This is a genomic window from Xanthomonas sp. LMG 12462 (assembly GCF_009192885.1).
Lineage (GTDB): Bacteria > Pseudomonadota > Gammaproteobacteria > Xanthomonadales > Xanthomonadaceae > Xanthomonas_A > Xanthomonas_A sontii.
The window spans coordinates 156,286-180,262 of the sequence record NZ_NMPP01000030.1; the positions used below are offsets into that span (position 1 = coordinate 156,286).

Sequence of the window (23,977 nt, forward strand, 5' to 3'; positions counted from 1 at the left end):
GGACTTCAGTCCCGACGGGCTTTACCGATGCGGCCTGGACCAGGCTGCATCGGCAGCCCGTTCGAGCAGCGCGTGCCCCGCTTGCCGTAGGAGCGGCTTCAGTCGCGACAGGCTCTACCGAAACAGCCTGGACCATGGCTCTTGTGGGAGGGACTTCAGTCCCGACGGGCTTTACCGACGCTGCTTGGATCATGCGATCTCAGCAGCTCACACTAGCGGCACACACCGCCGCTCTTGTAGGAGCGGCTTCAGCCGCGACAGGCTTTCCCGACTCGCCTGGAACAACGCTTTTTGTGGGAGGGACTTCAGTCCCGACGCGCTTTACCGTTGTCGCTTGGGTTAGCCATCAAAAGCAACAGCTTTCGCCTGACGGCGAGTTACTTTTCTTTGCTTGTGCAAAGAAAAGTAACCAAAAGAAAGCACACCCCGCCGCAGCGCCCGCTGCGCGGGTCCGCTCCGCTAGCGGGATTTTCGGACGGGGCATCCTGCCCCGGCCGAAAACGGCGCACATCCTTGTGCGCCGCCCCCCTGCGGGGGGTTTTACCCGCCAGCTCCGCCGCTGCGGAGGGGACCCGGGAAGAGCAAAAGCTGAAGAGCAACAGCAACAACCAAGGCAACTGCAACTGCAACTGCAACTGCAACGATCCTCCTGGAGCGCGCATTGAAACGCCGCGCATTCTGTCGGTTCGGCTTGCTCGCACCATTGGGGTTGGCGGCGATGCCGATGCTGCACGCGGCGGTGCCGGCATTAGCGCCGGTGCCGGACGGGCGGCCGCACGCGTTCGGCTTCGCGCAAGGATGCTTCACGCTTGACGGGCAACCCTGGCAGATCCGCAGCGGGGAACTGCATCCGCTACGGATCGCGAAGGCGGATTGGTTGCATCGGATTCGCATGGCCAAGGCGATGGGGTTGAACACCATCGCGCTGTATCTGATGTGGAATGCGCTGGAAACGGCGCCGGGGCAGTTCGAACTGGACAGCGGCGAGCGCGATTTCGTCGGCTTCATCCGGCTGTGCCAGCAGGAGGGGCTGTGGGTGTATCTGCGCCCCGGGCCGTATGTGTGCGCGGAATGGACGCTGGGCGGGTTGCCGCCGTATCTGCTGCGCGAGGCGAACATCCGTCTGCGCGATCGCCACGATGCGCGGTACATGGCGGCGGTGGAGCGCTACATCGGGGCGATCGCGCCACGCATCGCGCCGTTGATGGCCAGTGCCGGTGGGCCGGTGCTGATGCTGCAGATCGAGAACGAATACTCGATGCATGGCCGCGACGTCGGCTATCTGCAGGCGCTGGCCGCGCTGTGGCGGGGGCATGGGGTCGACGGTCCGTTCTCGCTGGCCGAAGGGCTCAAGGATCTGCGGCGGCGCCATGCGATGCTGCCCGGCGCCGCGCTGGGGCTCGATGGTCCCGATCTGCACGATCTGCAGGCGGCCACGGCCTTCGCCGGGCAGGCGCCGGTGTGGGTGTCCGAGGGCTACCCCGGCTGGCTCACGCACTGGGGCGAGCCGAAGTTCGCGCGTCGCGACTATGCGCCGCTGCTGCGCCGCATCGCCGCCGCCGGTTATTCGTTCAATCTGTATGTCGTGCACGGCGGCACCAATTTCGGTCTCAGTGCCGGGGCCAATGCCGAGGACGACGGCTCGCAGTTCCAGCCGGCGCTGACCAGCTACGACTATGGCGCGCCCATCGACGAAGCCGGCCGTGCGACGCGGGCCTATTTCACGCTTCGCAGGATCATCGCCGCGCAAGCCGACACGCCACCGCCGCCGCTACCGGCCGCACCGCGGCGCGCGCAGTTCGCTACGGTGCAGGCCAGGCCCGTGGCCGCGCTGTGGGACAACCTCGGCCCTGCGCTGCAGACCGACACCCCCATCGACAACCAGCGCCTGCTGGGCCAGGACCAGGGCCTGGTGCTGTATCGGCGCCGGATCGGCGCGGGCCGGGCGTTGCACCTGGGACAGGTCCACGACTACGCGGTGGTGCATCTGGACGGGCGCGAACTCGACCACGTGTCGCGGGTGCGGCATCCGCGCCTGCACAGCGCGCTGCAGTTGCGCCTGCCCGATGCAGCGCAGGACACGCGCGAGCTGGAGGTGCTGGTCGACAGTTTCGGCCACATCAACTTCGGCCCGGCGCTGGGCGATCGCAAGGGCCTGCTCGGTCCGGTGCGGCTCGATGGCCAGGACCTGCACAGTTGGGAGGTGCGCGGGCTGGCGCTGGACACGGATCCGACACCGTCGCTGCGCCCGCTGCAGGCGCCGCCGCAGCGCCCGGGCCTGTTCTTCGCCACCGAATTCACCCTGGACCAGCCCGGCGACGTGCACCTGGACATGCGCGACTGGCGCAAGGGCTATCTGTGGGTCAACGGGCGCCTGCTCGGCCGCTACTGGGACATCGGCCCGCAGCAATGCCTGTACTGCCCCGGCGCCTGGCTCCGCGCCGGGGCCAACCAGGTGCTGATCCTCGATCTGCATCGCCTGCAACCGGGCCTGGTGCGCTGCGCCGACGCTCTCGTCCCCACGCCTGCAATGCAGCCCGTCGCTTCCCTTCCCTCCCCGCAGGATCGCGCATGCACATGACATCGCTCGCCGCACCCGTCGCGTCCTCCCCGTCCGCCGCGGACCAGGGCGCGCCGCCGCGCACGCTGGGGTTCTGGAGCGCGCTGTCGGCCAACCTGCTCAACATGATCGGCATCGGTCCGTTCATCACCATCCCGCTGGCGCTGTCGGCGCTGGCCGGGCCGGCGGTGCTGCTGGGCTGGGTGGTCGGGGCGCTGCTGTGCCTGTGCGATGGTCTGGTGTGGGCCGAACTGGGTTCGGCGATCCCGCGCTCGGGCGGGCCGTACCACTACCTGCGCGAGGCCTATGGCCGCGACCGCGCCGGGCGTCTGTTCGGTTTCCTTTACCTGTGGCAGACGCTGCTGACCGCGCCGCTGTCGGTGGCGGCGGCGGCAGTCGGCTGCGCGCAGTACCTGGCCTACCTGATGCCCGGGCTGAGCCACACCGCGCTCACCGGCATCGCCATGGCGCTGTGCCTGTTCAACACCGCGCTGCTGTACCGGCAGGTGAGCTCGGTGCAGCTGCTGTCGCTGCTGGTCAGCGCGGTGGTGATCGCCGCCTGCGTGTGGATCGTGCTCAGCGGCGCGCTGCATTTCGACATGGCACTGGCGCGCGAGTTCCTGCAGGCGCGGCCGGCGTCGCCGCACGGCTTCTGGCTGGGCTTCGGCGCGGTGGCGCTGATCGCGGTATACGACTACGGCGGCTACAACAACGTGTGCATGCTCGGCGGCGAGATCCGCAAGCCGCGCCGCACGATTCCGCGCGCGGTGCTGTGGTCGATCCCGATCGTGGCGGTGCTGTACCTGGGCTTGAACGTGACCCTGCTCGGCGTGCTGCCGTGGCAACAGGCGGCGCAGTCCAAGGCGGTGGTGGCCGACTTCATGCAGGCCATCTACGGCCCGGTGGGCAGCACCGTGGCGGTGGCGCTGATCGTGCTCGCCAGTTGGGGCTCGGCGCTGGTGGTACTGCTGGGCTATTCGCGGGTGCCGTATGCGGCGGCGGCGTCCGGCCAGTTCTTCGGCGTGTTCGCGCGGCTGCACCCGCGCGGGCGCTTCCCCACGGTGTCGCTGCTGTTCGTCGGCATCACCTCGGCGCTGGCCTGTCCGCTGTCGCTGGACGACCTGATCGCCACGCTGATGATCATCCAGATCCTGTTCCAGTTCCTGGCGCAATGCCTGGCGGTGGTGCTGCTGCGGCGGCAGCCGCGGCGCCGCGCGCGCTTCGCCATGCCGCTGTACCCGTGGCCGCTGCTGATCAGCGTCGGCGGCTGGCTGGCGCTGCTGGCCACCAGCCCGCTGCCGCGGCTGCTGGCGGCGGTACTGGCGCTGTGCGCGGGCACCGCGCTCTATCTCATCCAGGCCAAACGCGAGGCAGCATGGCCCTTCCAGCAATGAAAACCCACGACGTCGCGGTGGTCGGCGAGGTCTATCTCGACCACATCTTCAGCGGCTTCAGCACCTGGCCCGGGCCGGGCGAGGAAGCGATGGCGCGGCACTACCATCGCGACCTCGGTGGCGGCACCGTCAACACCGCCTGCGGGCTGGCGCGGCTCGGACGCAAGGTCACGCTGATCGGCGCGATCGGCGCCGGCGACCGCGACTGGTTCGCGCAGCGCCTGGGCGCGTTCGGCGTCGGCACCGAAGGCCTGGTCGACCACCCCGCCGGCACCGGCGTCACCGCCAGCGTGTCGCTGCACGACGACCGCTCGTTCTTCACCTACCCCGGCGCCAACGCCGAGCTGGAACCGCTGTTGGGCAGCGCGGCCGCACTGGAGGCCATGTGCGCCGCGCGCCACGTGCACTTCGCCCTGCCGCTGCCGGCGACGCTGGCGCGCACGCTGCTGCCTGTATTGCGCGCGGCCGGTTGCAGCACCTCGCTGGACGTGGGCTTCAACCCGGCCTGGCTGGCCGATCCGGACAACCACGCCACCTGCCGCGCGGTCGATCACTTCCTGCCCAACCAGAAGGAGGCGGCACTGGCCGGTTGCGCGGGCGACGACGCCGCGTCCTGCGCCGCCTGGGCGCAGGCGCTGGGGCTGGCGCAGGTGACGATCAAACTCGGCGGCGCCGGCGCCTGCATGGTGGATGCGGCCGGCGCGCGATTGGTTGCCGCGCCCGTCGTCGCCGTGCAGGACACCACCGGCGCCGGCGATGCCTTCGATGCCGGCTTCATCGATGCGCTGCTGGACCACCTTTCCCTCGACGCCTGCGCGCAGCGCGGCTGCCTGTGCGGCGCCGCCTGCTGCACCGCGCTCGGCGCGCTCGACGGCCTTCCCGATCCCCCACGTCTCAGGAGTCTCCATGAGCAGTTCCTTTCCCAACCGTAAACTCGCCCTGATCGGCGGCGGCGGCGTGCGTGCGCCGCTGGTGGTGTACGGCGTCAACGATTCCGCCGAAGCGCTCGGTGCGCGCGAGATCGTGCTCTACGATCCCGACCAGGATCGGCTGGCGCTGATGGTCGCGCTGGGCCGCGCGGTGGTCGCCGAGTTCGGCGGCGACCTGCAGGTCAACGCGGCCAGTTCGGCGGAAGCGGCGATCGACGGCGCGCACTTCGTGCTCAACAGCATCCGCATCGGCGGCATCCGCCAGCGCGCCACCGACGAGCACACCATCATCCGCCATGGCTACGCCGGGCAGGAGACCACCGGCCCCGGCGGCGTCGCCAAGGCGCTGCGCACGGTGCCGGTGGCGATCGAGCAGGCGCGGATGGTGGAGCGGCTCAGCCCCGACGCCTGGCTGGTCAGCTTCACCAACCCGGCCGGGCTGATCACCCAGGCCATCAGCCGCCACACCCGCGCGCGCGTGGTCGGCATCTGCGACACGCCGGTGGAGCTGTTCCACAACATCGCCCGCGCGCTCGGCGAGCCGCCCGCGGACGTGGACTGCGAGTACGTCGGCCTCAACCACCTGGGCTGGATCCGCGCGGTGCGCGTGCGCGGCGAGGACGTGCTCGACCGCATCCTGGCCGACGACGCGATCCTGCGCCAGCTGTACCTGGCGCCGCTGTTCGACTTCGACATGCTGCGCACGCTGCGGCTGATCCCCACCGAGTACCTGTACTTCTACTACGAGCGCAGTCGCGCCCTGGAGAACCAGCGCGCCAGCGGCGCCAGCCGCGGCAGCGAGATCGAGCGGCTCAACCACACCCTGATCGCCGACCTGCGCAGCCGCCTCAACGCCGGCGACGGCAGCGGCGCGGTGCAGACCTACGCCGCCTACCTGCAGCAGCGCTCCGGCTCCTACATGCGACTGGAGGCCGAGGCCGGCTCGGCCTTCGCCGACGACCTCGCGCCGCAGCCGGACCCGTTCCGCGCCAGCACCGGCTACCACCGCATCGCCGTGGACGTGATGAGCGCACTGACCGGCGCGCTGCCCGGGCGACACGTGGTCAACGTGCGCAACCAGGGCTGCATGCCGGAACTGGCCGACGACGACATCGTGGAGATCTCCTCCACCATCGAGCGCGACCGCATCACCCCGCTGCCGGCGCGGCCGCTGCCCGAGGCGATCCAGGGCCTGGTGCGCACGGTCAAGGCCTACGAGCACGCCGCCATCGACGCCGCGCTCAGCGGCAGCCACCTGGACGCCTGCAAGGCGATGCTGATCCACCCGGCCATTGGCGAGTGGAGCCCGTCGCGGCGGCTGCTGGAGGCCTTGTTCGGCCATGCCGGCAACGGCGACGACGACGGCGAGTGCGTGTGCTCGGGGCCGATGCACTGGCACGGCGCGCACCACCACCACTGAGCCGGCCGGTTGTGCGGTCGCAGGATGCATCGGACGGCCACACGTTGTAAGGTCGTCGTAAATTGGTCCGTCATAGGTACCATCAACCTGCCCTCCCGGCCGCGGCCGGCGCCTCCCCCGGTGCCGGCCCGTGCCGGGAGCGTTCGTCGATTCCACGGAGCGTTCCAGGCCATGCCCACCCGCCGCGACATCCTCCACTTCCTCGGCGCCAGCGCCGGCGCCGCGCTGCTGAGCGGGGCGCTGCCGGCCGCCGCCGCGGCATCGGCCTCCACCGCCCTGCCCAGCAAGCGGCCGCCGCCGGGCAAGCGCCGCTTCGTCAGCGCCGCGGTCGAGCGCCAGTTGCGCACGGTCAAGGCCGGCATCGCCGATCCGCGCCTGGCCTGGCTGTTCGAGAACTGCTACCCCAACACCCTCGACACCACCGTCGAGACCGGCACCCGCAACGGCAAGCCGGACACCTTCGTCATCACCGGCGACATCGAGGCGATGTGGCTGCGCGACTCCTCCGCGCAGGTGCATCCCTACGTGCCGCTGGCCAAGCGCGACCCGGCGCTGCGGCGCATGTTCCATGGGCTGATCCAGCGCCAGGCCGCCTGCATCCGCCTGGATCCCTACGCCAACGCCTTCCTGCCCGACGGCACCAGCCAGCGCCTGAAGTGGTCGGTGGCCGACATCACCGAGATGAAGCCCGGCGTCGGCGAGCGCAAATGGGAAGTGGATTCGCTGTGCTACCCGATCCGCCTGGCGCACGAGTACTGGCGCGCCAGCGGCGATACCGCGCCGTTCGACGACGACTGGCGCGACGCCATGCACGTGGTGGTGCGCACCTTCCGCGAGCAGCAGCGCCTGCACGGCCGTGGGCCGTACAGTTTTCAGCGGCCCTCGCCGCTGGCCACCGAAACCCTGGTGCTGGACGGCTACGGGCAGCCGACCCGGCCCAACGGCATGATCCACTCGATGTTCCGCCCGTCCGACGACGCCTGCCTGTACCCGCTGTTCGTCCCCGCCAACCTGTTCGCGGTGACCTCGCTGCGGCAACTGGCGACGATGAGCGAGGCGCTGCATCACGACGCCGCCTTCGCCGGCGAGTGCCGCGCCCTGGCCGACCAGGTCGAGACGGCCACCCGAAAGTTCGGGCAGATGCGCGACGCCGACGGTCAGCCGTTCTGGGCTTACGAGGTGGACGGCTACGGCAACCAGTTGTTCATCGACGACGCCAACGCGCCCGGCCTGCTGAGCCTGGCCTATCTGGGCTGCTGCGATCGCCGCGATCCCGTGTTCCTGCGCACCCGGCAACTGGCCTGGAGCGAGCGCAACCCGTACTTCTATCGCGGCCGCGCCGCCGACGGCGTGGGCAGCCCGCACAGCGGCCTGGGCACGATCTGGCCGATGTCGCTGATGCAGTACGCCCTGGCCAGCGACGACGACGCGCAGATCCGCCAGTGCCTGCAGTGGCTCAAGACCACCGACGCCGGCAGCGGCTTCATGCACGAAGCCTTCGACAAGGACAACCCGAGCACCTTCACCCGCGACTGGTTCGCCTGGGCCAACACCTTGTTCGGCGAACTGATCATCGACCTGCACCAACGCAAGCCGCAGTTGCTGAAGGCCTGACGCGATCACTGCATCTGTGGGAAGGACTTCAGTCCCGACGGGCCTGACCGACAACGCGTCGGGACGGAAGTCCTTCCCACAACAGCAAACACACCCCACCGCACCGCCGCACACCCCGAGGACAGCACCATGGCCACACGACGCGGTTTCCTGCAGGGCGCCATCGCCCTGGCCCTGTTCGGCAGCAGCGGCATCGCGCGCCTGGCGCAGGCACGCGCCGGCAGCTACGCGCTGCCGGCCGATGCGCGCGCCAAGGCCGAGCTCACCCGCAACGTCGACGTGTTCATCGGCACCGGCGGCCACGGCCATACCTTCCCCGGCGCCACGCTGCCGTTCGGCATGGTGCAACTGAGCCCGGACACCTACAACGCCGACTGGGACGCCTGCTCCGGCTACCACGCCGACGACGGCTCGATCATGGGCTTCTCGCACACCCACCTGTCCGGCACCGGCATCGGCGACATGCTCGATTTCCTGGTGGTGCCGGCCACCGGCCCGGTGAAGCTGCAGCCCGGCACGCGCGAGCACCCCGAGGCCGGCTACCGCTCGCGCTACGACCATGCCGACGAAGCCGCCTCGCCCGGCTACTACCGCGTGCGCCTGAAGGACAGCGGCGTGCATGCCGAACTCACCGCCACCGCGCGCGCCGGCCTGCACCGCTACCACTTCCCCAAGGGCAAGCCGGCGCACCTGCTGCTGGACCTGTGCCACGGCATGCAGGACAAGCCGGAGATCCCCGCCCGCGTCGAAGACGCGAGCCTGCGCCTGGTCGACGCGCAGACCGTCACCGGCGGCCGCCGCGTCTACCAGTGGGCCAAGGGCCGCTACATCTACTTCGCCATGCGCCTGTCGCGGCCGTTCGCCAGCGCGCAGCTGTATGCCGACGACCAACCGCTGGCCGCGAGCGCGCGCAGCGCCGACGGCAACCGGCTGAAGCTGGCCCTGCACTACCCGGATGCCGCCGACGCGCCGCTGCTGGTCAAGGTCGGCATCTCTGCGGTCAGCGCCGAGAACGCCCTGGCCAACCTCGACGCGGAACTGCCCGACTTCGACTTCGCCCGCGTGCATGCCGCCGCCGTCGCCGAATGGGAAAAGGAACTGGGCCGGGTGCGCATCGACAGCGACGACGAGGCGCAGCGCCGCATCTTCTACACCGCGCTGTACCACAGCCTGATCGCGCCGACCCTGTTCAGCGACACCGACGGCCGCTACCGCGGCATGGACCTGCAGGTGCACCAGGCGCCGGCCGGCTACCACAACTACAGCACCTACTCGCTGTGGGACACCTACCGCGCCCTGCATCCCTTGCTGACCCTGGTGCAGCCCGAGCGCGTGCCCGACCTGGTGCAGTGCCTGGTGCGCGGTGCCCACGAATGCCCGCAGGGCGTCGCCATCTGGCCGCTGCAGGGCGTGGAGACCGACTGCATGATCGGCTACCACTCCGCCGTGGTGCTGGCCGAAGCGCACGCCAAGGGCTTCACCGGCATCGACTGGAAAGCCGCCTACCCGGCCTGGCGCAAGCGCGCGATGGACGACGACGTGCACGGCCTGGCGCTGTACCGGACGATGGGCTACATCCCCTGCGACAAGGTCGACGAATCGGTCAGCCGCACCCTGGAATTCGCCTACGACGACTGGGCGGTGGCGCACCTGGCGCAGGCGGTCGGCGCCGACGACGACGCCAGGCACCTGCGCGAACGCTCCCGGCAGTACCGCAACGTGTTCAACCGCGAGAGTAACTTCGTGCAGCCGCGGCTGAGCGACGGCCAGTGGGCCACCCCGTTCGATCCGCGCGCGATGGGCCACAGCGCGCAGTGGCGCGACTTCACCGAGTCCAACGCCTGGCAGGCCACCTTCCTCAACCAGCACGACCTGTACGGCTACATGGACCTGTTCGGCGGCCGCGACCACTTCGTCGCCAAGCTCGACGAACTGTTCACCACCAGCTCCGAACTGCCGGCGGACGCGCCGCCGGACATCGACGGCATGGTCGGCCAGTACGCGCACGGCAACGAACCCAGCCACCACGTCGCCTACCTCTACGCCTACGCCGGGCAACCGTACAAGACCCAGGCGATGGTGCGGCGGCTGCTGCGCGAGCAGTACCACGACGCGCGCAACGGCTTGTCCGGCAACGAGGACTGCGGGCAGATGAGCGCCTGGTTCGTGCTCAGCGCACTGGGCCTGTACGCGGTGGACCCGGTCAGCGCCAACTACGTGCTGGGCAGCCCGCTGTTCAAGCGCGCCGAACTGGACGTGGGCAATGGCCGCACCCTGCGCATCGTCGCCCACGGCAACAGCCCGGCCAACGTCTATATCCAGAACGCCCGCTGGAACGGCAAGCCCTACACCCGCAGCTGGCTGCGCCACGCCGACCTCGCCGCCGGCGGCACGCTGGAACTGGAGATGGGACCCAAGCCCAACACCGCGTTCGGTGCGGGCAAGGACGATCTTCCGCCATCGTTTAGCTGACGGCCGGGAATCGGGATTGGGGAATCGGGATTGGTGGTTCCCCACATCCGCGCCTGTGCGTGACCCGATGCACGACGGCGCGCGCTCCGGTCGTCCTACTGTCGCACTCGCATCGCTTTTTTCGAGAATCCCCCATGCCGCGTAAGACCCTCGCCGCTCTCGCCCTCGCCCTGGCGTTCGCCCTGCCCGCCACCCACGTGCGCGCGGCCTACAGCGGCGCCGCCTGGCCCGCCTTCGCCACCCAGGGCGATCACTTCATCCGCGACGGCAAGCCGTACCAGGTCATTTCCGGCGCCATCCACTTCCAGCGCATCCCCCGCGCCTACTGGAAGGACCGCCTGCAGAAGGCGCGCGCGATGGGCCTGAACACGGTGGAGACCTACGTGTTCTGGAACCTGGTGGAACCGCGGCCGGGCCAGTTCGACTTCAGCGGCAACAACGACATCGCCGCCTTCGTCGACGAAGCCGCCGCGCAAGGCCTCAATGTGATCCTGCGCCCCGGCCCCTACGTGTGCGCCGAGTGGGAAGCCGGCGGCTATCCCGCCTGGCTGTTCGCCGAGCCCGGCATGCGCGTGCGCAGCCAGGACCCGCGCTTCCTCGCCGCCAGCCAGGCCTACCTGGACGCCCTCGCCGCCCAGGTCAAACCGCGGCTCAACGGCAACGGCGGCCCGATCGTCGCCGTGCAGGTGGAGAACGAATACGGCTCCTACGGCGACGACCACGCCTACATGCGCCGCAACCGCGCCATGTTCGTCCAGGCCGGCTTCGACAAGGCCCTGCTGTTCACCGCCGACGGCCCCGACGTGCTCGCCAACGGCACCCTGCCCGACACCCTCGCCGTGGTGAACTTCGCCCCCGGCGACGCCAAGAACGCCTTCGAGACCCTGGCCAAGTTCCGCCCCGGGCAACCGCAGATGGTCGGCGAATACTGGGCCGGCTGGTTCGACCAATGGGGCGAGAAGCACGCGGTCACCGATGCCGCCAAGCAGGCCAGCGAATTCGAATGGATCCTGCGCCAGGGCCACTCCGCCAACCTCTACATGTTCGTCGGCGGCACCAGCTTCGGCTTCATGAATGGCGCCAACTTCCAGAAGAACCCCAGCGACCACTACGCCCCGCAGACCACCAGCTACGACTACGACGCCGTGCTCGACGAAGCCGGCCGCCCCACCCCCAAGTTCACCCTGTTCCGCGACGCCATCCAGCGCGTCACCGGCATCGCGCCGCCGGCGCTGCCCCAGCCGATCCGCTTCGCCGAACTGCCGGCCACGCCGCTGCGCGAATCCGCCTCGCTCTGGGACAACCTGCCCGCCCCGGCCGCCACCACCGACACCCCGCAGCCGATGGAGCGCTACGGCCAGGCCTACGGCTACATCCTCTACCGCACCACCGTCACCGGCCCGCGCAAGGGCAGCCTGTACCTGGGCGACGTGCGCGACTACGCCCGCGTCTACGTCGACCGGAAACAGGCCGGCAGCGCCGAGCGCCGCCTGCAGCAAGTGGCGGTGGACGTGGACATCCCCGCCGGCCCCCACACCCTCGACGTGCTGGTGGAGAACACCGGCCGCATCAACTACGGCGCCCACCTGCCCGACGGCCACGCCGGCCTGGTCGACCCCGTGCTGCTCGACGGCAAGCCCCTCACCGGCTGGCAGACCTTCCCCCTGCCGATGGACGACCCGAGCAAGCTCACCGGCTGGACCACCGCCAAGGTCGACGGCCCCGCCTTCCACCGCGGCACGGTGAAGATCGGCACGCCTGCCGACACGTTCCTGGACATGCGTGCCTTCGGCAAAGGCTTCGCCTGGGCCAACGGCCACAACCTGGGAAGGCACTGGAATATCGGGCCGCAGCGGGCGTTGTATTTTCCGGCGCCTTGGCAGCGGAAGGGCGGGAATAGCGTGATTGTGTTTGATTTGGATAGCACGCCTGATGCGAGCGTGCGGGGAGTTACGGGGCAGGTTTGGAGTACGCCCAGTAACTGACTTATCCGCGGAGCGCGCCGCCCGGTAAATCCGGATGGCGCGGGGTCAAACAACTTGTCTACAAATTAAGGCCGCCGGCGGTTCGCCGAGCGGTCTTTAACTTGTGACGGCCGTCAACAAGTGGTAGCGTCGGCTTTAAGTGGGAACGCACTAGGGAAAGGCCGTGGAGTTAGACGCAGGGATTATGCGACAGCGGGAATGGCGAAATATTGAGTTTTGGACGCGTACTGCCCTGAAATGTAACGACGCGTCTGCGCTACACACCTGTTTTACACACCATTTTGTCGCCGAATAGTAGTTAGCCCGCATGACAAGATCACTATCGGCTGTCGGAATCATCCTTACTCTCGTATACATCATCGGCCTTTGCATTTTCTTCGAAGGGCGAGTAGCGGAGATCCGGGGTTTGGCGCCGAACAATGTCGGCGATTTTCTCGCTGGCGTATTCGGCCCAGTCGCTATTCTTTGGCTGATCCTTGGATATTTTCAACAGGGAGTCGAACTCAAGCAGAACACTAGAGCTCTTGAGCTCCAAGCCGAAGAACTTCGCAACTCGGTGGAACAGCAACGGGAGCTGGTGGAGATAACGCGTCGGCAGGTTGATGCGGAGCTAAGCGCCCTACATGCAGAACAGCAGCGGCAACGCGAGGCCGCTCAGCCCAAGTTCGTATTTCACGGCGCCGGAGGCATCATCAGCGGCGGCAAGGCAACCTACACATCTACTGTTAAGAACCTCGGCAATACGGCTACGGAGGTCACGATTTCAACGGGCATCCAGTTGCGCTCGCACTCTTTCGGCAGGATTTTCTCGTGGAGCCGAAACGAAGAGCGTCGGTTCGAGTGGTCTTACCTTACAGACCTTGCGGAAGAGCCGATGCAACTTACCGTATCGTACGTGGATGCAGCTGGAGTGCCTGGCACCCAAGCTTTTCAAGTCACGCCCAATCTCGCTCGCGACCACCACATGGTCGAGATCATGCCGATAGCGGGCTAACAATTCTTCCAAGCCGACGCCGCTTCGCGGCGCGGCTTAACTCAAGTGTTAGGCATCAGGATCCATTATGCCGATATCTGAAAGCAACAAGCACACTCTCCTGCTGATTGAAAACGTTCGTGAAGCGCGCCGCTTGCGCTCACTTGCAAGTCGTGCCGACCAAGCTAGCGTGGTCTCCAGCCACGACTCAGAAGTCCTGTGCAAAAGCAGCGTGGTCCTGCTGGTCGCGTGCTGGGAGGCGTTCGTGGAAGACCTCATTAACCACTCGCTCGATTACTTGGTGGCAAACACACCGAATCCTCAGGGGCTGCCGAAGATCGTCCTAGAGCGCGTTGGATCAACACACGCCGGAATCAAAGCCTGGGACTTAGCAGGCGATGGTTGGAAGCGCGCGCTCCGCGACAACCTTCAGACAGTACTCGCTACAACGACCGGCAAGTTCAACACGCCACGCACTGGACAGGTTGATGAGTTGTTTAAGAAGACTCTCGGCTTGGAAAGCATCTCCCGCGAATGGACCTGGGATGGCACAACGCAAGAAGAAGCCGGTGCTGCCCTTGATGACCTAATTGCGCTTCGTGGCGCCATTGCTCATAGAGTAAAGACTGCCAGCGAAGTGAGCGTCGAAGACGCACTCAATGCCGAGCGCCTTGTGTACAACCTCGCCGTCCGTTCTCACAACGCAGTCGTGGACTTTTTGAAGCAGCAAGTAGGCTCTAGTCCCTGGAAAAGACTTTCATATCGCAAGAAGGATGCGAATGCCTAACAATTCACCCAAGCCGACACCGCTTCGCGGTGCGAATAGAACGGGGTCAGGCTGACCTCCCAAGTGGAAACACGGCTCAAGCAAGACAGAGAGAACAGGGGGTCAGAGTACACTTTCCTCCAAGATGCTGCGCCAAAAACGAGGTTAGGTTGACTTCTTAAGTAAAAATAATCAGTTACGCGCTCCAAGCTAAGCTCAAGTACTTCGCAGGCATCATGCCCGCGTACCGCCCGCATAAAGCATCCGCTCAAAGATAAGTGAACATGACCCCGCCAGTCACACACGATCTTATCGCCGAATAGTAGTTAGGTCGCTTTTTATTGCTTCACTTCACACGGAGAGTAGAGCATGAGCAATAGTACGTATAACCTTATCCGAAACGCTATCGCAAATAAGCAAATCGTAGTGGCCACATACCAGGGCCACGTCCGAGAAATGTGCCCTCATGTGATCGGACGTAAGAACGGGAGAGAGCAAGCCCTGTTCTATCAATTCGGCGGTACGAGCAGCAGCGGCCCAATCATCCCAGACGCACCTAAGAATTGGCGCTGCATCCCCATAGAAGGCTTGTCTGCTGTAACTATCAAAGATGGACCGTGGATAACGGCAGCCAATCATTCCCGCCCTCAAACGTGCGTGGACGAGATTGACCTAGAAGTTGACCTCTAGTCAGCGGTCTAACAATTCATTCAAGCCGACGCCGCTTCGCGGCGCGGCTTAATTCAGGTGTTAGGTATCATGGACCCACTCAGCGCAGCCACAGCTTTCGCGAGCAATGGGGACATGTTAACTTTCTAAGTGAACCCGACCGGAAAACAGGGCTGGAAAACAGGGATCAGAGTGCACTTCCATCTTCAGTGCACTTCCATCTTTTTGTACTACCGATCTGACCTTCGGTGGCCGCCCGATTCGTGCAGGGCCGGCTCGACGGCCAAGCTGGCGTTCAATTGCCTCGCGGAAACGGTCGTTACCCAGCGGGTGTTGCCGTTGAGGAGAAACGGGGTCAGGTTGACCTCCTAATTGAAACTACCCCGTTACACGGTCCAGACCAAGAACCGATGCTTCGCAGACATAGGCCCGCATGCCCGCGCAAGGGTTCAACTCAATCGATAAGTGAACCTAAACCCCATCAGCCGCTCATACCGATACCATTTTTTCAGACGAGCCCAATTAGCTATTCACACCACAATGAGCTCCACCATATTTCTTCATTACTTCCATCAAGGCCGCGAAAGGGCTGTCCCGTTCAAGCAAGTCCTTATCTTCCTCATGAAGTACGGCACACCTGACGTTGGGCCCTACAGCAACGAGATAGTGTTCCCCGCCGAACAGATCGCAGATATAGCGAATATTGTGCGTGACGGAGATGAAGGCGCCCTTTGTATAGCATTCAACAGACCCATAATAAACGACCAATTTCGACAGCTTGTTTTTGAAGCAATGCAAAAATTCGGCTTCTCAGCATATGAAGATGCTTTTGATTGGGCGTACGTTCTTCCAGGGTCAGGCGGCGATGTTCCTCAAGCGCTGCTGGAAGAGTTATCGGATGGAGTTCGAGAGGTCCAAATCGCAGCGCAGTTGTGGCCCGACCATTACCTGGGTGACCTCTGATGGCGTTAGGCTCACTTAAAAGCTCATCTTCGCTGTACAGCATCGGCAGTTGACATCCCCAAAAACCAGTAGCACCGTCCCCTCCAAGGAGCGTAGAAACTCCTCTCATAGCGGCACCCACCTCCGTCAAACCGGTGGGTTTTTTTTTGTCTGTTCGCAGGCACACTCCGACGCGCTGTCTGCGTCGGGAGGGCGGCGAATACAACACCCTTCGGGGAAATAAGCCCGCCGTCTATGAGCGGTTTCTAACCTCCCGACATCCAGTCGCCGTTCGGCGCGGGTTCCTGTCTGCCAAGGAGGCTGTGCCATGCGTCAACCGTCACCCCGCCCCGCCACTCCCTGCAAGCGCAAGTCGCACAAGCATCGCCACTGCCCGCAGTAGACGATCGCCGAATCGTCGCCCATCCCCATGCTGACGCCCGAACAGGTCGCCGCCGCCAACGCCGCCGATCTTGCCCGCGCCTCGCGACCGCCCCGCCGCCCACGCCCGCCACAGCAGTGCACCGTCGGCTGCGGCCACTCCGCCAATGGCAAGCGCACGCCCGCACTACGCCTGGGCGGCCGCTGGATGGAAGAACTGGGCTTCACCATCGGCAGTACGCTGCGCGTGCAGGTGCGCGACGGCGAACTGGTGGTTAGCGTGGCCAGCAAGGGCTGACACGGCAGTCGCACACCACGCGTATCAAAAGATTGCTGAGATGGCGACCAACCACTTTGTTTCAAGACAGAGAAAATTGCACTTACCCCGTCAGCTTCCCTAGATCGACAACTACAGCTTCCCCGGGAACGCGGTCAGGTTGACTTCATAGCCATAGTCTCGCCTGGTCGATGGCAGTCTACGCGCTGGCTGGCCTGGGCAATGGCCAGATAGCTGCAGTTATCATGTATTCTGAATGACTATGGACGACGCCAAAAACCCGATCGCGTGCCCCAAGTGCTTGAGCAGTTCTCACATTCGCGAGAAGACGCTTCTCATTGGATCCGCAAGTCCGAGAAAAATTTTTGGGGACGGTGAGGAGCGAGTCGGGTATCGACGAAAAGATCAACTTGCCGTGGATGAATGCAAGAGCGAAAAGTTGCAACCAGAACCACTACAGCAGTTCGTGGCTGGATATTATTGTGGAGTCTGCGGAATTGGCTTCCTGCCCGACGATATTGTCGAAAGCTCAATCTGGCCCGCTCCCGTTTTGTTTCGAGAATAAGCACGGAAATCGGCCACTCACCGACCGACCCGAGGCCGCCTCCTTAACGCGCCACCCACATCGCATCCCAGCCACCGCATGATCGCGCTCCTGCTTCCCCTGCTGGTGCTCGCCGCCCTCGGCTTCGTCCTCAGCCTCATCGTCCACCTGATGGCGCTTGCCGGGTATGTGCCGCCAGGCGGCGAGGCCGTCTTCGCCATGCACTTCGGCGTCTTCATCGTCTGGTTGCCGACCGTGCTGCTTTCCCTGCGGCTCAACCACACCCTGAAATCCCGCCATAGCTGGAAGCGCTCGCTGGCGGGATCTCCACGCTGGATGCGCTACGCCACCTACGGCCTGTTCGCCTACGCCATCGTGAACTTCTTGATCGTCGCCCACCTGACGGGCGACCAACCGAAAGTGCAAGGCGTGACACCCACCCTGCTGCGCGGATTCTCCGGGCACTGGATATTCTTCTATGGCATGGCTTTTTCGATGCTGTACTCCCTCTACCGCAAGCCTTGGCTGCTCAGCGTTGCCAAGTGCCCGTCGGGCCACCACGTGGACCACGCGGATCGTTTCTGCTCGTCCTGCGGCGCTGCGCTTCCACAGCGCGATGCGGGCACCTGATTACGCGCCCGCGCCAGCAGCCTCCAAGCGATGACACCAGGCATCGCACCGCATGCTGTCGCGCGCCTGATTTCGCAACGCCCTGGACTTCGACCAGCACATCTGCATCCGGACAGGACATCCATGCACCTCACGCCCCAACAGTTGAACGAACTCTATCCCTACCTCTTCGGCTTCTGGGCCGCGATCGGGCTTGTGGCGCTGGCGTTCTTCAACTTCAACAAGAATGCGCCCCTGGAGCGGCGGGTCCTCATGGTTGGCAGCATTGCGACGAATGGACTGATGCTGGTCTTCTTCTGGGCGACCGGCGCCCCGCCCCTGTTCCTCGTCTTTGCGGCCGGCGTCATGGGCTACGGACTCTGGCAGACCATTCACTTGACGCGCTTCTGCAACGCCTGTGCCGCGCTCAACGCGCCACAAGGCCATCGGCAGGCGCGCACGGAATGCAGGAAGTGTGGCGCTGCGCTCGCGAAACCATGACGACACGCGGCGCGACTCCCATGACGATCCTGAAAGCCGCCCTCTGCTTCGCCCTGCTGTCGCCGATCGGCGCTCTGGCCAGTCCGCCGCACCCCAAGCTCCCGAAGAGCGCAACTGCATCCATCGCCCCGGTGCATCGGGCCGCGGCGCACCGCGATCTGCAGTCCCTGCGCAGGCTCATGGTGCAGGAGTTCGTCTGGAGCTTCGGTGGGGACGACGATGCGGACCAGGCCATCCAGAGCTGGCGCACATCGCCGTCCGAGTTGCGTACGCTTGTCAGGCTCACGGCGCACGCATGCGGATATGTCGACAAGAACCTGATTCAATGCCCAACGCACGCCGGTATCGAGCACCGCGCGGGCTTCTCCAACACGGACCAGGGCTGGCGCATGGTCTACTTCTTGGCGGGCGACTAGGCCATCAGGCCGAGCCGGCGCCGTTTCGTGGCGAAACTTACGCAAACACCAGGTAGCGCACGATGCCCCCATCCCCACTTTGCGAAGGCGAACCACTGCTGGTCTCGTTTCCCCTGTGTACGGTGGAAACCTCGATCTTCGACCTCGCTGAGCAACTAAACCTCCCTTTGCATCGCTGGGAGGAACCCGGTCTGGGTCCCACCCACGGATTCGGTTGCCGCCTGGACACAGGCCACTTCGTTGTCGTGGAGGAGCACGAGCACGCACGTGCGCAACTCGGCATTGGCGCTACCCTCTACGTCGAAGCCTCCCAGCTCATCGAGCGCGGTATCGACGCCGTATTGAGCGAAACGATTGCCGGATTGTCCGTCCCACGCCAAAGCGTGACGTGGGTGCAGACAGAAGACGCGGTGGAAGAAGCCAAGCGGGTGGTGCAATACGCAATCGAACGAAACGCAAAGCGAGAAAGCGGCAACTGACTTGCCCCGGCCCTGTCTTCCTTCGCCCGCCCGATTCAGATCGACAAACACAACTTCCCAAAATGCTTCCCCGCCGCCTGATGCGCAAACGCACCGGCGATGTCTGCCAGCGCGAAGGTCTGGTCGACCACCGGTTTGATGCCGGTGGCGTCGAGGGCGCGGACCATGTCGCGCTGGTGGCGGCGGCTGCCGACGATCAGGCCCTGCAGGGTCTGGTGGCGTTGCATCAGCGCCACGGTCGGCACCTGGCCGGCAATGCCGGTCAGCACGCCGATCAGGGCGATATGGCCGCCGATGCGGCAGGCGCGGATAGACTGGCCCAGCGTATCCGGTCCGCCCACTTCGATCACCACGTCGACGCCGCGGCCGTTGGTGTAGTCCAGCACCTTGGCCGCCCAGTCGGTGTCGCGGCGGTAGTTGATGGTGAAATCGGCGCCGAGTGCCTGCGCGCGTTCGAGCTTCTCGTCGGAGGACGAGGTGGCGATGACGGTGGCGCCCATGTGCTTGGCGAACTGCAGGGCGAAGATCGACACGCCGCCGGTGCCGAGCACCAGCACGGTGTCGCCGGCCTTCAGGTGCGCGTCCACCACCAGTGCGCGCCATGCGGTGAGCCCGGCGGTCGTCAACGTCGCCGCTTCGGCGTGGCTGTAGCCGCACGGGGCGTGCGTGAACCAGTGCGCAGGACGAACGACGTATTCGCGTGCATAGCCGTCGACGCCGTCGCCGGGCACGGTGGCGAAATCGGCGATGGTCGGGCCGCCATCCAGCCAGGTCGGGAAAAACGTCGAGACGACGGCGTCGCCCACGGCGAACTCGTCCACGCCCTCGCCCACCGCCTCGACCACGCCGGCGCCGTCGGACATCGGGATGCGGCCGTCGGCACTGGGCATGCGCCCGGTCACCACGCCCAGGTCGTGGAAGTTGAGCGAACTGGCATGCACGCGCACGCGGAGTTCGCCGGGGCCCGGCTGGCCGGGATCGGGCAGATCGACGAGGCGGAGGTTCTCGAGGCCAGCGGGCTGGCGCAGGGTGATGGCTTTCATGGGCACGACATCCTTAGCGGAAAAGTGGCGAGGGCAGCGCCGCATCAGTTGCAGCGAAACCGCATTGCAGGCATTGTCGGGATGCACTTCCTTCATCGCAAGAACGTACAATTTTCGCAGGTACTATCAATTTTGTAGGTACAACGACCATGCGTCTGAAACGTCTGGATGGCAAGAGCGGCTGCGCGGTCGAAGTCACGCTGTCGGTGATCGGCGGGGTGTGGAAGCCGGTGATCCTGTTCCACCTGCTCTCCGGCAAGAAGCGCTTCATGGAACTGACGCGTCTGGTTCCCAACGCCACGCAGCGCATGCTGACCCTGCAGTTGCGCGAGCTCGAGGAGGACGGCGTCATCGTGCGCCACGTCTATCCGCAGGTGCCGCCCAAGGTCGAATATGCGCTGACGCCGCTCGGCCACTCCCTCGCACCCGTGCTGATCAGTTTGCGCGAATGGGGCGAGTCGTATCGCACCCGCGAGCTGTCGCGCGCGCCGGCTGATGCCCCGGAGCGCGTGCGTGGTGTAGCGACGGCTACTTGATTCAGGCAAGCGCCGAAAGAAAACCGGCGCGCGCACCACGAGGCGACGGCAACGCGGCAGGAAGCACGACGTGGCGTCGCGGAACGTCGATGGTCGATAGCGACACCGCTGTAGATGCAAGATCCGGCGACGCTAGTGAGCTTCAATCGCGAAGGGAAGCCTATTTGCAGACGTCAGCGATCAACGAGGTCTCCCGACTACCGACCTTGGAAGGCGTCGGGACTGAGGTCACTCCCACAGGCGCACTGGCCAACACACCGCAAGTCCTGGGGAGCGGCCGCCACCGCGACGCGCATGAGCGGGATTGCCCGTTGCGGCTGAAGCCGCTCCTTCAAGCACAAAGGCGTGTCGCGCTGAGCCGTCGCAGAGCACGTCTTCAACGATGACCATCAAGCCCGCGTCGGCATGTTGTCCTTGAACGCCCGCAGCACCGCCGGCAATCTGGCTAGATTGTCGGCAACACCAGCCTGGGCGATCTTCTCAACCGAGCCTGCGGTCGTGCTTGCGCTCTGCGTCTGCATTGTTCCCGGGCAGGTCGCCTGCGCCAGCGTAGCCGGCAGCAGCGGCGCTGACACAGCATTCTCGAACGGCGTGCCTACCGAATGCGCCAAGCTTTTGTCGACGGACGTCATTGCCTGTCACGGCGCTTCGCCAATGCCCTTGGCATTGGGCACGGTGACGGCGTCGGTGACCTGGTTATTGACTGCTGTGGATAGGCCCTAGAACAGTCCTCGTCAGGCAGAAGACCGCATCGCTACCGCCGTCTTGCGACGGCGTTAGCGTGCATGGCCTACGGCTGCTTGAACGCGTTGAGCACGGTCAGCAGGCTGGTGAGGTTGTCGGAGACGCCGGTCTGCGCGACCTTCTCGGTGGCGCCGGCGGCGGCGGTCGAGTCGAGGCTGTAGATCCGCATGACGCCCTGGTTGGCCACTGCCTGCGCCAGGGTGTTCTGTTGCTGCTGCGCGGAGACAGCGTTCCCGAACAGGATACCCGTCGAGTGCGCCATGCTCTGGTAGATCGACGCCATCGCGAAGGCCGGCGCTTCGCCGATGACCTTGACGTTGGACTGGGTGACCGCATCGGTGATCTGGTCGTTGACCGCGGTGGGAAATGCCATGTGTTCGCTCCTGGGTTGGGGTACGGCCCACGCCGTACGATCTCTGAAAACGGGACAGTGCAGAACCTGTTAAACCGTGTGCGGCGTTTGTCTCGCCAGCCTCGCCGCAATGTGCGCGCGACGAGGGAACATCGGCCACGATGCGCCGCGACCTCGGCCGATGCGTGTTGCTACCGCTGCGGGATGTATCCCCTCGCGGCATCCGCTGCCATCCACTGCGATCCACCAGTACGGCCGGCGAACGAGCTACTGTCCGCGACGTGGCGCCAGGCTGGATCGCTGATGGCACGCAGCCATTTGCATCGCGCGCCGTGGCGCAAGGCCTTGGCCTACGCCGCAAAGCGCATCATGCGTGTTAGAAACACACTCCCGGTTCAGGCAGCGGGAGGCGGCGATGGTGCTCCCGGCTCCGCGGCCGGCGCATCCGCGATGAGCCCCTGCGCACGCGCCGCCTCGACCACTGCCTGCATCTGCTGGGCCAGGCTCGCGAACTCGCGCTCGAAGCACGCGCGCACTTCGGCCTGCACGAGATTGGCCAGGCGATCGGGGATCTGCGCCATCACCAGGTGATTGCTGCCGCCCTCGCCGCTCTGCGGCGGACGTAACTGGCCCGGTGGTAGCTGGTCTAGCGAACTGGCCGACTGGACCGCCTTGAGCACCGACGCTTCGCTGGCCGCGGTGGCGCCGTCCAGCGCGACTCTGCTGTTCTGCATCGTCTGCTGCATCTGCTGGATCAAGCCTTTCACGCGCTCGCGCTCGGCATCGATCAGCGACGGCGACGCACCGGCCGTTTCGGCGGCAGGCGCTACCGGCGGCGCGGACGATTCTGACGCGAAGCGCCGCAGTTGCTCCTGCTCGAGAGGAAGTAGCGGGCGACGCAACCAGCTCTCGGTGAGCTGGCGCAGCGTGGCGAAATCGGATGCTTGGTTGGCTTGCATGGTGCTCCCCTGCGTGAAGTGAAACCGGTGGTGCGAACGGCCTAGGACGCGGACTTGCGGCCGCGCACCATGTCCGCCTACTTGGCGATGCTCTGGTCGATCTTGTCGATGGGCAAGCCGGCGGAATCGGCCTCCAGCGCGCCAGCAGCGGCTGCGACCGCGGCGGCGGCACCGACCAGCACGTCGGTGGCCAGCACTCCCAGCGCATCCTCGGCGGCCTGCTCCGACTTGTTCTCGGCCAGGTTTTTGAGCAGCACGCTCTGGCTGGCCAGTGCCGTCTTGCTGACGCCGTCGAAATAGACCGCCGCCGATGGCGCGACCAGGCCCTGCGCCTGTCTGATCCGCATGTTCGAGCCGACCTCAACCTGCGACGGTGCATAGGCCATGGTTTCGGCATCGCTGCGCTGTACGCCCCGCACGACCGTGCTGTTGAGCGCGTCGCAGGCCGGCCCTGCCGCCTCGGGCTGCGCGAGCATGTGTGCGTCGAGCGTCTTCAGCATGGATGGCGGCGTTGGCGACACGGGCGGCGATGTGGCGGCTGCCGCGCCGGCCGGGTCGCCGAGCTCGCCACGATCGGCCGCTGTTGCAGCCGGTGTCGCGGCAGAGGCGCCGGTGGACGCGGCCGGTGGCATGGACACCGTCGCCGCTTCGGTGATCTGTGCATTGGCGCCGTTGGGAACTGTCATGGTTCGCTGCTGAGAGAGGAATGGCCGATGCCGTGAGCCCTGCGCATCGGATCAGGCGGCCGAAGCCGGTATCGCTACGTGCAACGACGAGCGTAGAAGCCGAGCGGGCCGGCACCATCGAGGAGGCAACGCCCCGAAACGGCGGCGACCAAGGCTGCGCTGCAGCGCACGACATAGCGACGACAGCCCCCAGCCCCCCTCAGATACTTTGCTTGTGCCACTCGACGTTGCAACGCACTCCTATCGTGATCGGCTGCAATGCGCAGTTCCTGCATAGCCCGCGCAGCAGACAGCAGGCTTTGTCCACATTAGTAGACATACTCCAGACAATCCTCGCACCTTGCATGCGGGCAATGGCAACACACCACATTCTGGCGGTAGCCACCGCTCGCTCCGGCGCACACCTTATGGCGTTCGGCCCGGACAACACGCGCTCCAAGCACCGAGGACGACGTCGCAAAAGGCTCCGGCTCCAGGTCCGCTCTTGCCGCTTGCGTCACGGCGCCCGCCAGACACGGGCATGCCTTGCAGAGTCTGGGGCGGACGCATGCATCGTCGACTGTTGATCACGAATCGCGAGGAGGGGCTACGCTCGCGCCGTATACCCTCCCCCCCGCCCCCTCTCCCGGGGGGGGGGGAGTGATCACTCCGACCACGCCGTCTCATTTTCCGGCGTTTTTTTGTCATGCGTGTCTCTCAGCCTGCTTTCTTACATACCAACCCCGA

Annotated in this window: 20 protein-coding genes and 1 pseudogene; 16 read left to right on the forward strand and 5 right to left on the reverse strand. The window is 65.7% G+C overall.

The window, feature by feature from the left end:
- The first annotated feature begins 661 nt into the window (after nt 1–661).
- From CEK69_RS08870 to CEK69_RS08950, 15 genes are all read left to right on the forward strand, one after another.
- Nucleotides 662–2,581: a beta-galactosidase gene (locus CEK69_RS08870; RefSeq protein ID WP_152245083.1), complete on the forward strand. Its 1,920-nt coding sequence runs from the start codon at nt 662–664 to the stop codon at nt 2,579–2,581.
- Nucleotides 2,578–3,954, forward strand: a complete 1,377-nt coding sequence (locus CEK69_RS08875; RefSeq protein ID WP_152245085.1) for an APC family permease — start codon at nt 2,578–2,580, stop codon at nt 3,952–3,954. The genes CEK69_RS08870 and CEK69_RS08875 overlap by 4 nt, the downstream gene beginning before the upstream one ends.
- Nucleotides 3,951–4,886, forward strand: a complete 936-nt coding sequence (locus CEK69_RS08880; RefSeq protein ID WP_152245087.1) for a carbohydrate kinase family protein — start codon at nt 3,951–3,953, stop codon at nt 4,884–4,886. Before CEK69_RS08875 ends, CEK69_RS08880 begins: the two co-directional genes overlap by 4 nt.
- Nucleotides 4,861–6,303, forward strand: coding sequence for a 6-phospho-beta-glucosidase (locus CEK69_RS08885; protein ID WP_152245089.1), 1,443 nt, complete (start codon nt 4,861–4,863; stop codon nt 6,301–6,303). Before CEK69_RS08880 ends, CEK69_RS08885 begins: the two co-directional genes overlap by 26 nt.
- 171 nt (nt 6,304–6,474) lie before the next feature.
- Nucleotides 6,475–7,917: a glycoside hydrolase family 125 protein gene (locus CEK69_RS08890; RefSeq protein WP_152245091.1), complete on the forward strand. Its 1,443-nt coding sequence runs from the start codon at nt 6,475–6,477 to the stop codon at nt 7,915–7,917.
- Between the two features lie 129 nt (nt 7,918–8,046).
- Nucleotides 8,047–10,389, forward strand: coding sequence for a GH92 family glycosyl hydrolase (locus CEK69_RS08895; protein WP_152245093.1), 2,343 nt, complete (start codon nt 8,047–8,049; stop codon nt 10,387–10,389).
- Between the two features lie 134 nt (nt 10,390–10,523).
- Nucleotides 10,524–12,374, forward strand: coding sequence for a beta-galactosidase family protein (locus CEK69_RS08900; RefSeq protein ID WP_152245095.1), 1,851 nt, complete (start codon nt 10,524–10,526; stop codon nt 12,372–12,374).
- Nucleotides 12,375–12,780: 406 nt separating this feature from the next.
- Entirely contained in the window at nt 12,781–13,368 is a 588-nt protein-coding gene (locus tag CEK69_RS08905; RefSeq protein WP_152245097.1) for a hypothetical protein, read from the forward strand.
- A gap of 67 nt (nt 13,369–13,435) precedes the next feature.
- The gene (locus CEK69_RS08910; RefSeq protein WP_152245099.1) at nt 13,436–14,134 is read left to right on the forward strand and encodes an MAE_28990/MAE_18760 family HEPN-like nuclease; all 699 of its coding nucleotides are present in this window, start codon (nt 13,436–13,438) and stop codon (nt 14,132–14,134) included.
- A 1,188-nt stretch (nt 14,135–15,322) separates the two neighbouring features.
- A complete protein-coding gene (locus CEK69_RS21030; RefSeq protein WP_193313944.1) occupies nt 15,323–15,745 on the forward strand; it encodes a hypothetical protein in 423 nt (140 codons plus the stop codon).
- 409 nt (nt 15,746–16,154) lie between these two features.
- Nucleotides 16,155–16,403: a SymE family type I addiction module toxin gene (locus tag CEK69_RS08930; RefSeq protein WP_152245103.1), complete on the forward strand. Its 249-nt coding sequence runs from the start codon at nt 16,155–16,157 to the stop codon at nt 16,401–16,403.
- Nucleotides 16,404–17,025: 622 nt separating this feature from the next.
- Entirely contained in the window at nt 17,026–17,556 is a 531-nt protein-coding gene (locus CEK69_RS08935) for a hypothetical protein (protein WP_152245105.1), read from the forward strand.
- Nucleotides 17,557–17,679: 123 nt separating this feature from the next.
- Complete coding sequence (locus CEK69_RS08940) at nt 17,680–18,036, forward strand: hypothetical protein (protein WP_152245107.1); 357 nt, start codon at nt 17,680–17,682, stop codon at nt 18,034–18,036.
- 20 nt (nt 18,037–18,056) lie between these two features.
- Nucleotides 18,057–18,452 (forward strand): hypothetical protein, encoded by a 396-nt coding sequence (locus CEK69_RS08945; RefSeq protein WP_152245109.1) that lies wholly within the window; start codon nt 18,057–18,059, stop codon nt 18,450–18,452.
- A gap of 122 nt (nt 18,453–18,574) precedes the next feature.
- Nucleotides 18,575–18,931 carry a hypothetical protein gene (locus tag CEK69_RS08950; protein ID WP_152245112.1) on the forward strand — a complete coding sequence of 119 codons (357 nt, stop codon included), beginning with the start codon at nt 18,575–18,577 and terminating at the stop codon, nt 18,929–18,931.
- 35 nt (nt 18,932–18,966) lie between these two features.
- Here the strand turns inward: CEK69_RS08950 and CEK69_RS08955 are convergent, their stop codons facing one another.
- Nucleotides 18,967–19,974 carry an NAD(P)-dependent alcohol dehydrogenase gene (locus CEK69_RS08955; RefSeq protein WP_152245114.1) on the reverse strand — a complete coding sequence of 336 codons (1,008 nt, stop codon included), beginning with the start codon at nt 19,972–19,974 and terminating at the stop codon, nt 18,967–18,969.
- 149 nt (nt 19,975–20,123) lie between these two features.
- Between CEK69_RS08955 and CEK69_RS08960 the strand changes: the two genes are divergently transcribed.
- Nucleotides 20,124–20,510: a helix-turn-helix domain-containing protein gene (locus CEK69_RS08960; RefSeq protein ID WP_152239736.1), complete on the forward strand. Its 387-nt coding sequence runs from the start codon at nt 20,124–20,126 to the stop codon at nt 20,508–20,510.
- A gap of 389 nt (nt 20,511–20,899) precedes the next feature.
- Here the strand turns inward: CEK69_RS08960 and CEK69_RS08965 are convergent.
- From CEK69_RS08965 to CEK69_RS08980, 4 genes and pseudogenes are all read right to left on the reverse strand, one after another.
- Nucleotides 20,900–21,184, reverse strand: a pseudogene (locus CEK69_RS08965) (RebB family R body protein).
- Nucleotides 21,185–21,300: 116 nt separating this feature from the next.
- Nucleotides 21,301–21,627: a RebB family R body protein gene (locus tag CEK69_RS08970; RefSeq protein ID WP_017915251.1), complete on the reverse strand. Its 327-nt coding sequence runs from the start codon at nt 21,625–21,627 to the stop codon at nt 21,301–21,303.
- Nucleotides 21,628–22,001: 374 nt separating this feature from the next.
- Nucleotides 22,002–22,508: a hypothetical protein gene (locus CEK69_RS08975; protein WP_226975099.1), complete on the reverse strand. Its 507-nt coding sequence runs from the start codon at nt 22,506–22,508 to the stop codon at nt 22,002–22,004.
- 134 nt (nt 22,509–22,642) lie between these two features.
- The gene (locus tag CEK69_RS08980) at nt 22,643–23,251 is read right to left on the reverse strand and encodes a hypothetical protein (RefSeq protein ID WP_226975100.1); all 609 of its coding nucleotides are present in this window, start codon (nt 23,249–23,251) and stop codon (nt 22,643–22,645) included.
- Nucleotides 23,252–23,977: the final 726 nt, after the last annotated feature.

Excerpts from the sequence above, each read along its gene's own strand:
- CEK69_RS08875 (WP_152245085.1), top strand. The coding sequence starts at position 2,578 with ATGACATCGCTCGCCGCACCCGTCGCGTCCTCCCCGTCCGCCGCGGAC.
- CEK69_RS08880 (WP_152245087.1), top strand. The coding sequence starts at position 3,951 with ATGAAAACCCACGACGTCGCGGTGGTCGGCGAGGTCTATCTCGACCAC.
- CEK69_RS08885 (WP_152245089.1), top strand. The coding sequence starts at position 4,861 with ATGAGCAGTTCCTTTCCCAACCGTAAACTCGCCCTGATCGGCGGCGGC.
- CEK69_RS08890 (WP_152245091.1), top strand. The coding sequence starts at position 6,475 with ATGCCCACCCGCCGCGACATCCTCCACTTCCTCGGCGCCAGCGCCGGC.
- CEK69_RS08895 (WP_152245093.1), top strand. The coding sequence starts at position 8,047 with ATGGCCACACGACGCGGTTTCCTGCAGGGCGCCATCGCCCTGGCCCTG.
- CEK69_RS08900 (WP_152245095.1), top strand. The coding sequence starts at position 10,524 with ATGCCGCGTAAGACCCTCGCCGCTCTCGCCCTCGCCCTGGCGTTCGCC.
- CEK69_RS08910 (WP_152245099.1), top strand. The coding sequence starts at position 13,436 with ATGCCGATATCTGAAAGCAACAAGCACACTCTCCTGCTGATTGAAAAC.
- CEK69_RS21030 (WP_193313944.1), top strand. The coding sequence starts at position 15,323 with ATGAGCTCCACCATATTTCTTCATTACTTCCATCAAGGCCGCGAAAGG.
- CEK69_RS08930 (WP_152245103.1), top strand. The coding sequence starts at position 16,155 with ATGCTGACGCCCGAACAGGTCGCCGCCGCCAACGCCGCCGATCTTGCC.
- CEK69_RS08935 (WP_152245105.1), top strand. The coding sequence starts at position 17,026 with ATGATCGCGCTCCTGCTTCCCCTGCTGGTGCTCGCCGCCCTCGGCTTC.
- CEK69_RS08940 (WP_152245107.1), top strand. The coding sequence starts at position 17,680 with ATGCACCTCACGCCCCAACAGTTGAACGAACTCTATCCCTACCTCTTC.
- CEK69_RS08945 (WP_152245109.1), top strand. The coding sequence starts at position 18,057 with ATGACGATCCTGAAAGCCGCCCTCTGCTTCGCCCTGCTGTCGCCGATC.
- CEK69_RS08955 (WP_152245114.1), bottom strand. The coding sequence starts at position 19,974 with ATGAAAGCCATCACCCTGCGCCAGCCCGCTGGCCTCGAGAACCTCCGC.
- CEK69_RS08960 (WP_152239736.1), top strand. The coding sequence starts at position 20,124 with ATGCGTCTGAAACGTCTGGATGGCAAGAGCGGCTGCGCGGTCGAAGTC.
- CEK69_RS08970 (WP_017915251.1), bottom strand. The coding sequence starts at position 21,627 with ATGGCATTTCCCACCGCGGTCAACGACCAGATCACCGATGCGGTCACC.
- CEK69_RS08980 (WP_226975100.1), bottom strand. The coding sequence starts at position 23,251 with ATGACAGTTCCCAACGGCGCCAATGCACAGATCACCGAAGCGGCGACG.